This window comes from Nocardiopsis sp. JB363, from assembly GCF_900143625.1.
Lineage (GTDB): Bacteria > Actinomycetota > Actinomycetes > Streptosporangiales > Streptosporangiaceae > Nocardiopsis.
Genome location: NZ_FRFF01000045.1, coordinates 108,439 through 122,933, shown reverse-complemented (window position 1 = coordinate 122,933; position 14,495 = coordinate 108,439). Strand labels below are relative to the sequence as shown.

Here is a 14,495-nt window from a genome sequence, read left to right as displayed (position 1 = left end):
GACGGGTGGAGTCTGCCCTTGGTGTTGGAGGACGTCCTCACCACCTACCGAGGAGCGGACGTGGCCCCTCGGCCGGCCTTCGACGACCACCTCAGCAGACTCGTCGAAAGGGACACCGAGGAGGGATACGCGTTCTGGCGCCGCGAGCTCGAAGGCGTGGAGGGCCCCACTCCGCTGCCCTACGACCGGGTTCCGGACAGGGTCCGGTCCGCCCGTTCCGTCGAACGTCGACAGACGATCCTGTCCGTCGAGGACGCGGAAGCCGTCCAGGGTTTCGCCCGGGAACAAGGGCTGACGGTGAACGCTCTGGTGCAGGGTGCCTGGGCGTTGTTGCTCGCGGCCCACTCGGGTGAGGACGACGTGGTGTTCGGTGCCACGACCTCCGGTCGGCCCGATGACCTGCCCGGGGTGGAGTCCACCATCGGACTCTTCATCAACACCCTGCCCACCCGGGTACGGATCGACCCCGGAGTACCGGTCGCCGTGTGGCTTCGGGACCTCCAGGAGAGTCAGGCGCGGGCCCGCGCCCACGACCACCTGCCCCTCAACAGGATCCAGGCGGAGGTGGAGCTGCCAGGAGACACCCAGCTCTTCGACAGCATGGTCGTGTTCGAGAACTACCCCGTGGAGGAGCGTCCGGCGACCGGAGACGGCCCGACGACCAAGCTGGTCGCCGCCAACGAGGCGACCAACTATCCGCTGGCACTCAGCGCCTACGCCTCCGACGAGATCCGTCTGCTGCTCGGGTACGAACCCGACTGCTTCGACACCGCCACTATCGAGGTCCTGCTCGATGACCTGGTGCGGATCCTGGTCTCCCTCGTCGAGGACCCGGACCGGCCTCTGGGCCGGGCCGCCTCCGCGGATCCCGGACGCGCTCTCGGGTTCAGCGTGGGGGACGACCCGGATCCCCGCGAGGGGACCGTCACCGGGCTGTTCCTGGACCGGGTCGCCGCCCATCCGGACGCGCTCGCGGTCACCGGCTCCGGCAAGCGGTGGACCTACGCCGAACTCGACGCCGAGGCCGACGAACTCGCCGCGCACCTGTGCGCGCTCGGGGCGGGGCCGGAATCGAGGGTCCTCCTACTGATGCCGCGTTCTCCGCGCGTGGTCGTCGCCATGCTCGCGGTCCTCAAGGCGGGGGCCGCCTACGTTCCGCTCCACGACACGGTCCCGGCCGAACGGGTCGGGCGGATGGCGCAGGGGGTCGGGGCGGACATCGCGATCGCCGACCCCGGCATGATGGACCGTTGCGAGGATCTGGAGTCCGTCGTTCGCTACGGTCCGGACGGTTTGAGCGCACCGGAACGCCGACCCGTCGAGTCGGTGCCGGTCCCGCGCTCCGCGGCCTACGCCATGTTCACCTCGGGCTCCACCGGGGAGCCCAAGGGCGTGGTGGTCGACCACCGCGACATCGTCGCTCTCAGCGCCGACCACCGGTGGACCGAGGGACATGAACGGGTGCTGTTCCACTCGCCGCACGCCTTCGACGCCGCCACCTACGAGGTGTGGGTGCCGCTCCTCAACGGTGGAACCATCGTGGTGGCCGAGGAAGCGGTGTCCGTGCCGGTGCTCAGGGAGGCGGTCACCGAACACGGTGTGACCGCGATCTTCCTGACCACGGCCCTGTTCAACCTGTTCGCGAACCAGGACCCCACCTGCTTCGAGCGGTTGACGGAACTGTGGACCGGTGGTGAGGCGGCGGACCCGGCCTCCTTCGCCCGGGTGCTGGAGGCCTGCCCGGACACCAGGCTCGTGCACGTGTACGGGCCCACCGAGACGACCACGTTCGCCACCTGCGGACCAGTCGACCTGGAAGAAGCACGTGCGGGGCTGTGCCCGATCGGCCGACCCATGGACGGCACCGGAACCTACGTCCTCGATGGTGCGCTGCGGCCGGTGCCCCCGGGTGCCGTCGGAGAGCTCTACCTGTCCGGTGACGGTGTGGCACGAGGTTACGATCGCCGGCCCGACCTGACCGCCGAGCGGTTCATCGCCGACCCCTTCTCTCGCGGAGGGCGGCTCTACCGGACCGGTGACCTCGTGCGCTGGACCCAGGACGGTCGTATCGTCTTCGTGGGCCGGGTGGACGGGCAGGTCAAACTGCGCGGTTACCGGATCGAACTCGGTGAGATCGAGGGTGCCCTGCTCCAGCTGGACGGGGTGGGCCAGGCGGTCGCGGTAGCGGTCGAGGCTCCTTCCGGTGGGCGGCAGTTGGTCGCCTTCGTCACGGGCACCGCGGACAGTGCCGACCTTCGGGAGCACCTGGAACGGAGACTACCCGCCTACATGGTGCCGTCGGTGTTGACCGTGCTCGCGGAACTGCCGCTGAACCAGAACGGCAAGGTCGATCGCAAACGACTGCCCGAACCCGACTGGCAGGGCGCCACGGCGCCGGCCCATGTCGCCCCGCAGACCCCAACGGAGGAGGCGGTCGCCGACGTCTGGCTCAACACGCTCCACCTCGAAAGGGTGGGGCGTGACGACAACTTCTTCGAGATCGGTGGCGACTCGGTCCGCAGCCTTCAGGTCGTTCGTGAGATCGAGGGTCTGCTGGACATCAACGTTCCCGCGCAACTCCTCTTCGACCACCAGACGCTGCGAGCCTACGCGGAGGCCGTTGAGGAGGTGCTCCTGGAACAGCTCTGATCCTCCAAGACCCGCTTGAGTCGGGTCCGGCGCATCCGAGTAGGCCACCTGTCGCCGGACCCGGTACCATGCGGGTGGACACCAGAGGCCGTGAGCCTCGGTGGCCGGCCGACGTAGCTCAATTGGCAGAGCAATCGCCTTGTAAGCGATAGGTTAGGGGTTCAAGTCCCCTCGTCGGCTCCAAGCTTCAAAGAATCAGCACGTCACAAGGGCGGTTACGGCGGAAAGCCGGGCCGCCCTTCGTCGTCGGTACACATTTTGTGCATGCTGCTTGATTCGAGGGACCGCTTTTTCGTGCCCCGTCGGTGAGGCGATGCGTTCCGAGTCCGGGAGGTCGACCTTCTGAACCGCGAAGGCTTCACCCCGCCCCCTTCTCTCGGTAGACCAGGAGCTGGTATCCGGGCACGCCGGCGACGTGGAAAGCGTGAAAGTCGATGCTCAGCAGGCCCCGGGCGGGGTGGCGCAACACCTTCGTCTCGTGGGTTTTGGGCCGCACGTCGTGGCGTGCCCACAGGCCGGGGAACTCCGGGCTCTCGGCCTCCAACCGGTCGAGCAGTTCCCGGAGTCGGGCGGACGCGACGGCGAAGTCGGCGCTGTCGCGCAGGTTGGCCACGGTCGCCTCGGCGGAGGCCTCCCACTCGACGAAGAACCGGCGGCCCTCGGGGGCGAGCAGGACCATCTCCAGTAGGTTCGCGGTTTCCTCGAAACCGGCGAACAGCTCCTGCGCCCGGGCGTTCATCGCCAGGACGTCGAGCACCGGATCCAGCACGATCGCGCCGGAGTCGCTCCACGAGTCCATCAGGTTCAGCAGCTCGGTCGGCACCGGCTGGATCGTCGCCTCTTCGCCGAGCCGGCGTGCCATACCGGCCAGTGCGTACAGGTGTCGCTCCTCGGCCTCGGTCATCCGCAGCGCCTGGCAGAGACCGGAGAGCACCACCTTCGACGGGCGGGCCTCCTTGCCCTGCTCCAGACGGCGGTAGTAGTCGACGCTCACCCCGGCGAGCGTGGCGACCTCGTCGCGACGCAGGCCGGGGACACGGCGATCACCCGCCGCGGGCATTCCGACGGCCTCAGGCGTCACCTTGGCACGGCGGGTCATGAGGAACTCGCCCAACTCGGTGCGCGGCATGCCCTGAGCCTACTGACGATCTCGGCGCACCCCCTTACCGGTGGGGGCCGTACCACTACCCCCCGGTTCGGCGGAACCGGTCGGATGCTTGCCGACATGAACACAACGCAGAGCATCCAGCCCTCAGCCCAGGTCGTCTCCGGAACCCCACTCGCCGGACGTGTCGCCGTGGTGACCGGTGCCTCCAGCGGCATCGGCGAAGCGACCGCCGTCCGCTTCGCGGAACTCGGCGCGAAGGTGGCGCTGATGGCCCGCCGCGGCGACCGGCTCGACCAGGTGGAGGACCGCATCCGCGCCGGCGGCGGAACCGCTCTGGCGCTGCCGACCGACGTCACCGACCGCGCCGCCGTCCTTGCCGCGGCCGACCAGGTCGCCGAAGAACTCGGCCGGGTCGACCTCGTCTTCGCGAACGCAGGCGTACAGCTCATCTCCGGCATCACCGACCTGGCCACGGCGGACTGGGACGCCCAGATCGACCTCAACGTCAAGGGCGTCATGAACACCGTCCAGGCCTTCGTGCCGTCCCTGGAGTCGGCCGCGGCCGCCGGCCGCAGCGCCGACCTCGTCATGACGTCGTCGATCGCCGCCGTTCGGGTTCTGGAGGGCTTCCAGGTCTACTCGGCGACCAAGGCCTATGTCACCCAGCTCGCCAAACTGCTGCGCACCGAGCTGGGCCGCAAGCAGATCCGGGTGGCGACGATCGAGCCGGGCATGGTCGACACCGAGCTGCCGGACCACGTCACCGACCCGGCGGCGAGCAAGCTCATGGCCGATCTGATCGCCCAGATCGACGTCCTCTCGTCCGAAGATGTCGCAGAGACGGTCGCTTTCATGAGCGCGGTTCCCAAGCACGTCAACCTGACCGAGATCACCATTCTCCCGACGGAACAGATCATCTAGCGCCGTTGTGACGCAGCCGAGGGTGGCAGTCCGACAGGGCCTCGTTATCCCGAAGCCGCGGCGAAGGGCAAAGTACGGCCCCCGCAACCATCGGTTGCGGGGGCTTTCTTGTGCCTACGAGGTGAGACGGTGCATCTCGCCCGCCATCAAGGCGTCGACAGTGGGGTTGTGCGCGTGCGCATGAGGGCACACTGAGCGGACCGAAGACCCGGCGGGGAGAGCGGACCAGTGGCAGCGAACCCGACTTCTGAGCAGTGGCGGAACCGGATGGTGGCGGAGCTATGCCGGCCCGGGACGGTGGGAGGGGAGTTCCTTTCCCCGCGGGTCGAACAGGCGTTGCGCACGGTGCCGCGCCACCTCTTCATCCCCGAGGCCGATCTGGAACAGGCCTATGCGCCCTTCAGCCCGGTCATGACCAAGCGCGACGAAGAGCAGGGCTATGTCAGTTCGGTCTCCGCGCCGCAGATCCAGGCGATGATGCTCGGCCAGGCCGATCTGCGGCCCGGGCAGCGTGTTCTGGAGGTCGGCTCGGGTGGCTACAACGCGGCGCTGATCGCCGAAGTGGTCGGGCCGGAGGGTGAGGTCACCACCGTCGACATCGACCCGGACATCACGGCTCGGGCTCGTGAGCTGTTGGCCGCCGGTGGTTATGACCGGGTGCGAGTGGTGACCGCCGACGCCGCTCAGGGGGTCGAGGAGGGTGCGTCCTACGACGCCATCATCGTCACCGCCGGGGCCTGGGACGTCCCGCCCGCCTGGATCGAACAGTTGACCGAGGGTGGCCGGTTGGTGGTGCCGCTGCGGGTCCGTGGCCTGACCCGGTCGATCGGGTTCGTCGAACATGACGGGAGCCTGCACTCGACTTCGGCGCTGATGTGCGGGTTCGTGCCCATGCGGGGTGCGGACGACCACCGGGAGACCCTGCTTCGGCTCAGGGGGACCGGGGAGATCGTCCTGAGTTTCGACGAGGAGGCTCCCGAAGAGCCGCACCTGTTGGACCATGCCGTGCGTACTCCCAGGGTGGAGCTGTGGACGGGGGTGAGGGTGACCCTCCGGGAGTTGATCGACACCCTGCAGTTGTACCTGGCCACCACCCTGCCGGGTTTCTGCGTCATGACGGTCGACCCCGCGCTGGACACGGGGACGGTGGCGCCGAACAGCACTCGCTTCGCCATGGCCGCGGTCGAGGGCGGTGACTTCGCCTACCTGGTCACGCGACGGGTTGAGGGGGAGGAGTTGGTCGAATACGGGGTGCACGCCTTCGGGCCGACGGCGGAGGAGTTCGCGGAACGGGTGGGGCTACGGGTTCGCGAGTGGGATCGGGATCAGCGCGGCGGGCCGGGGCCGGAGATTCGGGTGTATCCGGTGTCCGTCCCGGTCGATCGGTTGCCGGAGGACCTGGTGGTCACCAAACGGCACACCCACGTCACGTTCTCCTGGCCGACTCCCTGAACGCCTTGTCGGCCATGCGGTTTCGAGTTCTGCGTCAGCGCCGAAGAGTGTTCAGCAGGCCGGCCCATTCGTTGGGGTCGAAGGTGAGGTGACCCTGCTCGCGGTGTTGGGTGTCGCGGACCAGGATTCTCGGTCCCTCGGCGACTTCGACGCACTCTCCACCGTTGGTGCTGTGGCTGCTCTTGTGCCACTTCATCGACTACCCCCATGAGCGTCGGGTATCTCGGTCGGTGCCGATATACCCACTGGTGTCAGCGCTTAAGAACATTCAAGAGGTTGGTCCACTTAGGGCCTTGGAAGGAAAGGTGGCCAAGCTCTCGGTGCTTGGTGTCGCGGACCAGGACGCACTGACCTTCGGCGACCTCAACACAGTTCCCACCTCTGCTTCCGGAGTAGCTGGAATTATTCCAGATCAATTTTTCGGACTTGCTGAAATCCATCATGCACCTTATCTCTCAAATTGTTCACTACGGATGGGTGGCGTCAATTCGTTGAAGCAATACCCTTGGTCATGGCATTCCAATAACTGGTTGTGAAATACCTCTTGCGGTGTGTAGAATCCAGCTAGGATCGAAGCTGGGGTGTTGCGCTCTTCAGCGCTCGCGGTCAGACACGGCTGGTGCTGCGGTCTCATTTATGCTTCGCCCAGCGACGGCCCGGGTTATTGCGCGAATTTATCAGGCCGGTCGGATCGAATCCCTGGCTGATTCTGTTAACCACCTAATCAAAGATCATTAGTCGTCGAATTCCTCATCGACGACAATGGGGTAATGTGGTGGTTGGGTCTCTGCCTCCACGTAACGTTGCAGGGTTATCGTGCCCATACGCTCTTGTGTGCTTGTTCGGTTTGGGGTAGTAATACGCTCGCTTAGCGTGCGACCATCGTTGCCGATTTCGATCGTGACCGGGAGTGCGTTTTCGACTTCATTCGACCCTGTCACAAGGAATGGCAAGGCCTCTTCGCGTACCCAGTCGCGTAGACGTTTTATCTCTGTAGTCGGGCTGACTGCTGCGGTCCACGGCGCAGGACGTTCTACCATGACTGCTGCTTGCGAATCAATCGAGACGGGGGTGCCCCAGTTTCCATCAGGAGCCACCGTTGTGCCTTCGATCATTTCTCTAAAGGATGGGTCTTGTTCCTGGAATGATAGTCCCCCTAGAGTGGTCTTCACTCGACCAACCATTATTGCAATCTCCCGGTGTTTGTCGAGATTGGAGTAGCTCTGTAGGAGTAGAAGGGGGTGCACCTTCTCTGCCTCGACGTCTATAAGGGCTGAGAGGGTCGGGCTAATGGAAGGGATGCGAAACGTGTCAGTGAACGGTTGTAGTGCTTTTACTCGCTGATATGTGCTCTTGGTCTCTTTCCCAAGTTCAGGTGCATGAGTTCGGGTTTTCCGTGCCCATTCGGAAAATTTCTGAGAATCCTTGTAAATCGGCATATTGATGGCGCGTGCTGCTTTTTCGCTCACCGAATCCATCTGCTCTGTTGCGAGGTGCCAGACAGTATTGTCGAGCACAGCCCTCAAATGATTGATGGCTTCGGAAAAAAGTAGCGAGATTACCGGTGGAATCGGTCGCACCTTGGAGACGACTGTCCGGAAGCGCATGTCGCTTCGGCGAAGCTGTTTGAGTTCGATTGCGCAGGTAGACCATTGGCCTGAGATGTCCTCCATCTCACCAATGCAATCGTCGACGCGAGCCAACCGGGAAACAACCGGCTCTAGAGGCTCAGGGAGCCATTCGGGATACGTAGCTACCTCCAGGTACACGAGCGGGTATCGGGTGCCTACTGCGCATGCATATCAACCAAGTGGTCAAAGTCCGACGAGGATGTTCGCGCCGTCAAGGAGCCCCTTGTAGCCAGCGCTAATCGAAGGTGATGATGATGGTGCTTGGTTGTGTTAGTTGACCAGGATTCCCTGGGGGCGGGCGCCACGGAGTTCTCCGGCTTGGACGCCGAGTTCGAAGGCGTCCCGCTCGGCCTTGGTGTAGACGAGGATGGGGGAGTCGGGGGTGGCGGTGTCGGTGAGGGTGAAGCCGCCATCGGCCAGGAACTCGGGGCGCAGGCGCCCGTGGGCGGTGCGGCCGGTGGTGACCTGGTTCAGGAAGTGCTCCCAGGCAGAGTGAGGAACACTGAGGGTAGGGCCGGCGGGGTTCTTGGTGTCTCCAACCTCGATCACCCCCTCGCGGGGGGATCTGACCTGTACGCAGCCCTGGGCGCTGGTGCTCGCGCTGGCCTTGACCCACGGTGCGACGGTCTTGTGCTGAGCTTCATGCTTCACGGTGGTCCTCCCAAGTGGACTTGATGAGCTGAACCGAATCATTCTTGGGCAGAGCATCGGCGAGCAGATTGTCGTACAGGAGCTTACAACGGCGCAGATCTCGGGTTTTCTCCAAGGTCAGATTGCCGCCGTGGCTGTCGACATAGACGACCTCGGGAGCTGAAGGCTCGAACTCCAGAATGCTGAACGAACCGGCCAGGCCAGCGTGTGCGCCGACAGAGGTGGGGATGATCTGGACGGTGACATGCGGCAATTCCGTGGCGAGGGTCAGCAGGTGCTCAAGTTGTGTTGCCAGGACCTGGCTTCCTCCGACGGGCCGGTTCAGGGAGCTTTCCTCCTGAACTACCCAGAAGTGCAGGGGGTCCTGTTCGCGGGTGAGAAGTTCCTGTCGGCGCATACGCAGGTCGACGAGTAGCGCGATGTCGTCGGGGTGTTCGGCGGGGTTACCCGCGGTCAGAACCGCGTGGGCATAGTCCTTGGTCTGGAGCAGCCCGTGGATCAGGCTGGGCTCGTAGGCACGCAGGGAGGCCGCATCGGACTCCAACCCGACGTAGGTTTCGAACTTGGGCGGCAGCACACTCTCGTAGGACTCATACCAACCCTTGCGCCGAGCTTCCTCCGCGAGTTGGAGCAGGATCTGCTGGTGCTCGTTGTTGACCTGGAAGAGGTCCATCATCTTGGAGAGTTCGGCTTGGGTGGGGACGACCTTGCCGCCTTCGACCCGGTAGATCTTCGGTGATCTGATTCGGAGTGACTTGGCGGCCTCTTCTCCAGTGAGGTTGTTGTCCTCACGAAGTTGGCGGAGCAGTATTCCCAACTTGCGACGACTGGCTGCTGGGGCATGGCGTTCGGTCATGTTCGTACCCCTTTGTGTCAGCTTGGACCGGCTGCTCGGCTTGGCTTGTCGGTCATTGTTCCCCATTGCTGCCACATCTTCTCAGAAATATTTTCTGGAATCTTCTTAAGAAGGTTGCGAAGAAGCTTTCGCCAGCTCACTATGAAGCTACAGCCGCAGCTGGGTCCCTTCAGGGTCCGGTTGCAGGGCTTCGTCTCACCGGCTCGTGGCTGTAGACGGAGGCTTGTGAACCTTGAGGAGGACGTTATGGGTGCTGTTCGGATACCGGGGCCGCGGCGGCCTGATGGTGGTGGGGTGGGTTGGCCGTCCGCGCGCTGGGCCTACTTCGGAGGAACGCTCTCCGACGTGCGCCGTCTGCGGGACTGGTGTGGGAGTGAACCGGGGCTACAAAACCACCGCGGGGACTGGGTGCGGCTGGTGGCCAGCGAACTCGCCACCAACGCCGTCCTGCACACCGCGACCGGGGAGAAATACGGACGGATGGGCGCTTCCATCGAGGTCCTCGACGACCGCGCCATCCTCTGTGTGCTGGACCAGGGGGCCAAAGCAGGCAAGCCCGTGTCGGTGCCGCGAGTGCGAGAACAGGGATCGAACGACCTCTGCGCCGGCGGCAGGGGGCTGTGGCTGGTGGATCGGATCGCCGAGCACTGGTGGTGGGAGGGCCAACACGGCTTCCCACTGGAGCTCTGGGCGACCATTCCGCTGGATCGGGATCCGAGCGCGTAACCACAACCCCCAGAAAAACGAACACCCCGGGCGGTGGGTGCAACCACCGCGCCGGGGCTGATCAACCACCTGACAACACCAGGAGGATGACTGTGCAGCACCCTATCGGCCGACACCACCGACGATGCCGGAGTCTCACCGAACACCTCTGGGCCCTCTTCGCCCTCACGTTGGCGGCGGCGCTGGCCTACGTGTTCATCCCGAAGAAGCGCGTCCAGGCGGCGATCGCTCCCGCCCCGAAAAGGGCCGAGCTTCCTACCCCGGAGCCGAGCCTGCCGGACGAGGACGACCACCGCCACCCTGACGAGTACGCGGGCGCACTGGTCCGCCCCTACCTGACCCCGCTGATCCCTCGACCTCGCGTGCCGGTGGGGACCTACTGGCCGAACCCGAACCGCCCCCCGCGCCCGAAGACGACCTTGCCGACCTAGCGGAAGTCATCCGCACCTACCTGCGGGTATGCGGCTGACCCTTGACCAACGAGGGGGCGAGCGGGGGTTCGTCCCCCGGAGGAGCCACAAGCAGGTGTCCACCACATGGTGACGACCGGAAACCGCCGAGTCCGTAGCGTTTTCCTCAGTCGCGAAGTTCCGCGCTCTCTCTCGACCCCCGCACCCCTTCCTGGAGATCGACATGTTCCGCACCGTCCGGACCGCCACCGTCACCGCCCTGATCGCCACCGTGGGCGTCGGGCTCACCGGATGCGGAGCGCTGTCCGACGTGCAGGACGGCCTCCAGGAAGCGGAGGGCGACCTGGAGTCCGCCGCCGAGGAGATCGCCAACGATGGAGAACTCTTCACCGGCACGAAGACGCTCGACGTCGACGGCGCCTCGGTGCACCTCTCCTGCTCCGGGGAACCCGCCGTCGACAGCCCGGTCATCCTCCTCATGGCCGGGATGGGCGACGGCCTCGACACCATGGCCGACCTCCAGGAGACCCTGAGCGAGCAGGACCGGGTCTGCTCCTACGACCGTCTCGGCGAGGGCGAGAGCGACCAGCCGGAAGGACCGCAGAGCGTCGCCGACAGCGGCGAGATCCTGTCGGCGGTCCTCGACGACGTCTCCGACGGACCGGTCGTCCTGGCCGGCCACTCGCTGGGCGGTCTGATCGCCGCCCGCTACGCCCCCGACGACACCGAACGCGTCAAGGGCCTGGTCCTGATGGACGCCACCTCGCCGACGATGCTCGACGACATCACCGAGGTCATCCCCGAATCCGCGACGGGCGACGGCGCCGAGGTGCGCGCGCAGAACATCGCCATGTTCGAGGGCGAGAACCCGGAGATGATCACCGTCGAGAGCGACGCGGAGGTCCGCTCGGCCGGTGACATCCCGACGGAGGTCATCCAGCACGGCGTCCCCTACCTGGGTGAGATCCCCGAGTACGGCGACGAGCTGGAGCGCGTGTGGAGCGAGGGCCAGGAGAAGTGGCTGGCGGTCTCCGGCGCCAGTGAGCTGAGCACCGCCGAGGAGGCCGGCCACTACATCCACGTCGACCAGCCCGAGATCGCCATCGAGGCCATCCAACGGGTGACCGACCAGGCCGCCGAATAACATCGGGGACCGAGCGCGGGGCTCAGCGCAGGGCGGCCTTCGGGGGCTTCTCGCGCAGGGCCCCGTAAGCCAACAGGTACGGCGGAATCCGCCTGGCCCACGGCACCTGCTCGACCACCCGCAACGGCAACGGCGGGGTCTCACGCCCCAGATCGATACGTCCCTCCAACGCGGGCAGGATCGCGCGGCGGTGGGCCAGGCGCTGGAGGTTCTGGGTCAGCACCGTGACGGGCATCCGGCGCCGCTGCACGGCCGCGACGTCGGACAGGGTCACCCGCTCACGGCGGAGCGGCCCCTCCAGGTAACGGGCGGCGGCCACCGCGTCCTGCACCGCCAGGTTGATGCCGATCCCGCCCACGGGCGACATCGCGTGCGCCGCGTCTCCGATGCACAACAGCCCCGGCGTGTGCCATCGGCGCATTCGGTCCACCCGCACGTCCAGCAGCTTCACGTCGTCCCACTCGGTCACCAGACGACGTCCCTCGAACCACGGGAACTGTCGTACCAACGCCTCGTTGAACTCCTCCAGCGGCCGATCCCGGTTCCGGGAGTCCGCACCCTTGGGGATGATCGCCGCCGCCTGGTAGTAGTCCCCGCGGTCGAGCAGGATGCTGAACCTGCCGTCACCGATCCGCCCGATCCCGCCCTCGGGGTCCTCAAAAGCGCGAGGCAGCCGGAACCACTGCACGTCCATCGGTGCGGAGAAGTCCCTCAGACCCAACCGGGGCAGTGCACGGGCCAGCGAATCGCGACCGTCGCAGGCCACCGTGATCAGTGCTCGGACCTCACCGGTCTCCCCGTCCCGTGTCCGGTACCGCACTCCGTTGATCCGGCCGCCCTCCTCGATGAAGGAGGTCGCCTCGGTGTTCATCCGCAGGGTGAACCCGGGCTCCTCGGACGCGGAAGCGGTGAGCAGGTCCAAGAGGTCCCACTGGGGGACCATCGCGATGTAGTTGTAGTCGCTGCGCATCGGAGTGAAGTCCGCCAGGGTCACCATCCGCCCGTCCGGACCGGTGGGCAGTCGAACCCGGTCCACTCGGCGCTGAGGCAGCCGCGCGAACCGTTCCGCGAGGCCGAGGTCGTCCAGCAACTCCATGGTGGAGGGGTGCACGGTGTCGCCGCGGAAGTCCCGCAGGAAGTCACGGTGCTTCTCCAACACGGTGACCTCGACACCGCAGCGGGCGAGTAGGAGACCCAGCACGATGCCGGCCGGACCGCCTCCGATCACACAACACGTCGTGCGGGACATGTGACCACCTCCGTGATGGAACGGGTGTCCTCAACCTACAGAGAGCGCGAATCCCTGTACAGGAAGGGGACCGGGATCGTGTTGCATGGAATCCGGCCGTCCCCGTCCGTTCGAGGAGAAGTGCGCATGCGCTGGACCGTCCACTCGGAGAAACCGCTCTACACCGACCGTTGGCTCGACATCCGTGTGGCGGACGTGGAGGTCGGCGAGGGCAGGAGGTTGGAGCACCGGCTCATCCGTTCGGCGCCCGGGGCGGGGGCCGTCGTGCTGGACGGGCGGGGGAACGTGCTGCTGCTGTGGCGCCACCGCTTCATCACCGACAGCTGGGGATACGAGATCCCCATGGGTGCGGTGGAGGCGGGGGAGACCCCGGTGGAGGCCGCGGCGCGGGAGGTGGAGGAGGAGACCGGTTGGCGGCCCGGGCCGCTGCGACCACTGCTGTACACCCAACCGTCGGCGGGCATCTCCGACAGCGAGCACCACGTGTTCGTCGCCGAGGGGGCCGAACGCGTCGGTGAGCCCGTGGAGGACTGGGAGTCCGAACGGGTGGAGTGGGTGCCGATGGAGCGGGTTCCCGAGCTGGTGCGGGACCGGAGGGTGGTCAGCGGCAGCACCATGAACGCGCTCCTGTACGTGTACGCGACGGGGTGACCCGCGAAAACCGGTGGTGTCCGGTTCGGTGCGTTCGTTAGGTTGCTGCCTCATGGACACCTCCGAGCCGCAAGGCTGGCTTTCGACCAACCGGGCCAACTGGGACGAACGCGTTCCCCTGCACGTCGCGAGCGACTTCTACGACCTGGACGGCTTTCAGGCCGGGGACGAGGCGCTGCGCGACTTCGAACTGGCCGAGGTCGGCGACGTCACCGGTAAGTCGCTACTGCACCTGCAGTGCCACATCGGGCTGGACACCCTCGCGTGGGCGCGGCACGGGGCTCGGCGGGTGGTGGGGCTGGACTTCTCCGGTCCGGCGGTGGAGGCGGCCCGTGGGATCGCCGCGCGGATCGGGATGTCGGAGGAACGGGCGGGCTTCGTCGAGTCCGACGTGTACGCCGCCGCCGACGCGGTGCCGGAGGAGTCGTACGACATCGTCTACACGGGTGTGGGCGCGCTGTGTTGGCTCCCCGACATCCGGCGGTGGGCCGAGGTCGCCGCCTCGCTGGTGGCACCCGGCGGGTTCCTGTACCTGGCCGAGTTCCACCCGATCACGGACGCCCTCGACGACGAGACCGGGACGAAGGTCGTCCGGGACTACTTCGCACGCGAGGCCAACGTGTACGAGGCCGCTGGAACGTACGCGGACCCGGACGCCAGAACCGAGAACAACGGTGCCGTGGAGTGGCAGCACCCGATCGGGGACGTGGTGTCGGCGCTGGCCGCCGAGGGGCTACGGCTGGAGTTCCTGCACGAACACGACGTGTCGCTCTTCCCTCGGTTCGGTTCCTTCCAACGTGACGACAAGGGTTACCACCGCTTCCCCGAAGGGTCCCCGAGAGTTCCGCTGATGTACTCCCTGCGTGCGAGCAAACCAGAGCGCTAAGGGTCCGGCGTCGCAAGAATCGGGGTCCCCTTCTGCTTGGTATGCGAGGTTTCAGACCGAGGGATACTCGGCGAAAAGTCGACAAAAGGGACCTGCTGTTACCGAGTTCGGGACCTTCGGCGAAGAATTTTCAGGAACTTCCTCACATCTCCGATCAGATC

15 protein-coding genes and 1 tRNA gene are annotated in these 14,495 nt (G+C 66.0%); 9 read left to right on the top strand and 7 right to left on the bottom strand.

Features of this window, described 5'->3' with window-relative positions:
• Together BQ8420_RS07450 and BQ8420_RS07445 are read left to right on the top strand one after the other, a co-directional pair.
• The coding region (locus BQ8420_RS07450; protein ID WP_143847139.1) for a non-ribosomal peptide synthetase at nucleotides 1-2,649 on the top strand (2,649 nt) is incomplete at its 5' end.
• A gap of 107 nt (nucleotides 2,650-2,756) precedes the next feature.
• Nucleotides 2,757-2,832 (top strand) — tRNA-Thr (locus BQ8420_RS07445).
• A 175-nt stretch (nucleotides 2,833-3,007) separates the two neighbouring features.
• Here BQ8420_RS07445 and BQ8420_RS07440 read toward each other — a convergent pair.
• Nucleotides 3,008-3,778, bottom strand: coding sequence for a helix-turn-helix transcriptional regulator (locus BQ8420_RS07440; protein WP_087097076.1), 771 nt, complete (start codon nucleotides 3,776-3,778; stop codon nucleotides 3,008-3,010).
• Nucleotides 3,779-3,874: 96 nt separating this feature from the next.
• Here BQ8420_RS07440 and BQ8420_RS07435 point away from each other — a divergent pair, with 96 nt between their 5' ends.
• Together BQ8420_RS07435 and fxlM are read left to right on the top strand one after the other, a co-directional pair.
• Nucleotides 3,875-4,678 (top strand): SDR family oxidoreductase, encoded by an 804-nt coding sequence (locus BQ8420_RS07435; RefSeq protein ID WP_200815842.1) that lies wholly within the window; start codon nucleotides 3,875-3,877, stop codon nucleotides 4,676-4,678.
• A 228-nt stretch (nucleotides 4,679-4,906) separates the two neighbouring features.
• Nucleotides 4,907-6,130, top strand: coding sequence for a methyltransferase, FxLD system (fxlM, locus tag BQ8420_RS07430; protein ID WP_235005981.1), 1,224 nt, complete (start codon nucleotides 4,907-4,909; stop codon nucleotides 6,128-6,130).
• A 34-nt stretch (nucleotides 6,131-6,164) separates the two neighbouring features.
• Here the strand turns inward: fxlM and BQ8420_RS07425 are convergent, their stop codons facing one another.
• From BQ8420_RS07425 to BQ8420_RS07410, 5 genes are all read right to left on the bottom strand, one after another.
• A complete protein-coding gene (locus BQ8420_RS07425; protein WP_087097073.1) occupies nucleotides 6,165-6,326 on the bottom strand; it encodes a DUF397 domain-containing protein in 162 nt (53 codons plus the stop codon).
• 55 nt (nucleotides 6,327-6,381) lie between these two features.
• The gene (locus BQ8420_RS07420; protein ID WP_087097087.1) at nucleotides 6,382-6,570 is read right to left on the bottom strand and encodes a DUF397 domain-containing protein; all 189 of its coding nucleotides are present in this window, start codon (nucleotides 6,568-6,570) and stop codon (nucleotides 6,382-6,384) included.
• 294 nt (nucleotides 6,571-6,864) lie between these two features.
• A complete protein-coding gene (locus BQ8420_RS31340) occupies nucleotides 6,865-7,803 on the bottom strand; it encodes a hypothetical protein (RefSeq protein ID WP_160049278.1) in 939 nt (312 codons plus the stop codon).
• A 228-nt stretch (nucleotides 7,804-8,031) separates the two neighbouring features.
• Nucleotides 8,032-8,412, bottom strand: coding sequence for a DUF397 domain-containing protein (locus BQ8420_RS07415; RefSeq protein ID WP_235005980.1), 381 nt, complete (start codon nucleotides 8,410-8,412; stop codon nucleotides 8,032-8,034).
• Complete coding sequence (locus BQ8420_RS07410) at nucleotides 8,402-9,268, bottom strand: helix-turn-helix transcriptional regulator (protein WP_160049277.1); 867 nt, start codon at nucleotides 9,266-9,268, stop codon at nucleotides 8,402-8,404. The genes BQ8420_RS07415 and BQ8420_RS07410 overlap by 11 nt, the downstream gene beginning before the upstream one ends.
• Before the next feature lie 294 nt (nucleotides 9,269-9,562).
• On the opposite strand from BQ8420_RS07410, the gene BQ8420_RS07405 reads away from it, so the two are divergent.
• The 3 genes from BQ8420_RS07405 to BQ8420_RS07395 all read left to right on the top strand — a co-directional run bounded on the left by BQ8420_RS07405 (nucleotide 9,563) and on the right by BQ8420_RS07395 (nucleotide 11,548).
• Nucleotides 9,563-9,994 carry an ATP-binding protein gene (locus BQ8420_RS07405; RefSeq protein WP_235005979.1) on the top strand — a complete coding sequence of 144 codons (432 nt, stop codon included), beginning with the start codon at nucleotides 9,563-9,565 and terminating at the stop codon, nucleotides 9,992-9,994.
• 92 nt (nucleotides 9,995-10,086) lie between these two features.
• Entirely contained in the window at nucleotides 10,087-10,425 is a 339-nt protein-coding gene (locus BQ8420_RS07400; protein WP_143847135.1) for a hypothetical protein, read from the top strand.
• Between the two features lie 202 nt (nucleotides 10,426-10,627).
• The gene (locus tag BQ8420_RS07395) at nucleotides 10,628-11,548 is read left to right on the top strand and encodes an alpha/beta fold hydrolase (protein ID WP_087097069.1); all 921 of its coding nucleotides are present in this window, start codon (nucleotides 10,628-10,630) and stop codon (nucleotides 11,546-11,548) included.
• A gap of 22 nt (nucleotides 11,549-11,570) precedes the next feature.
• Here BQ8420_RS07395 and BQ8420_RS07390 read toward each other — a convergent pair whose 3' ends face one another.
• Nucleotides 11,571-12,797, bottom strand: a complete 1,227-nt coding sequence (locus BQ8420_RS07390; protein ID WP_087097068.1) for an FAD-dependent oxidoreductase — start codon at nucleotides 12,795-12,797, stop codon at nucleotides 11,571-11,573.
• A 126-nt stretch (nucleotides 12,798-12,923) separates the two neighbouring features.
• On the opposite strand from BQ8420_RS07390, the gene BQ8420_RS07385 reads away from it, so the two are divergent.
• On the top strand, nucleotides 12,924-13,448 hold the full coding sequence (locus tag BQ8420_RS07385; RefSeq protein WP_087097067.1) for an NUDIX domain-containing protein: 525 nt from the start codon (nucleotides 12,924-12,926) through the stop codon (nucleotides 13,446-13,448).
• Nucleotides 13,449-13,500: 52 nt separating this feature from the next.
• The gene (locus BQ8420_RS07380) at nucleotides 13,501-14,334 is read left to right on the top strand and encodes a bifunctional 2-polyprenyl-6-hydroxyphenol methylase/3-demethylubiquinol 3-O-methyltransferase UbiG (RefSeq protein WP_087097066.1); all 834 of its coding nucleotides are present in this window, start codon (nucleotides 13,501-13,503) and stop codon (nucleotides 14,332-14,334) included.
• Nucleotides 14,335-14,495: the final 161 nt, after the last annotated feature.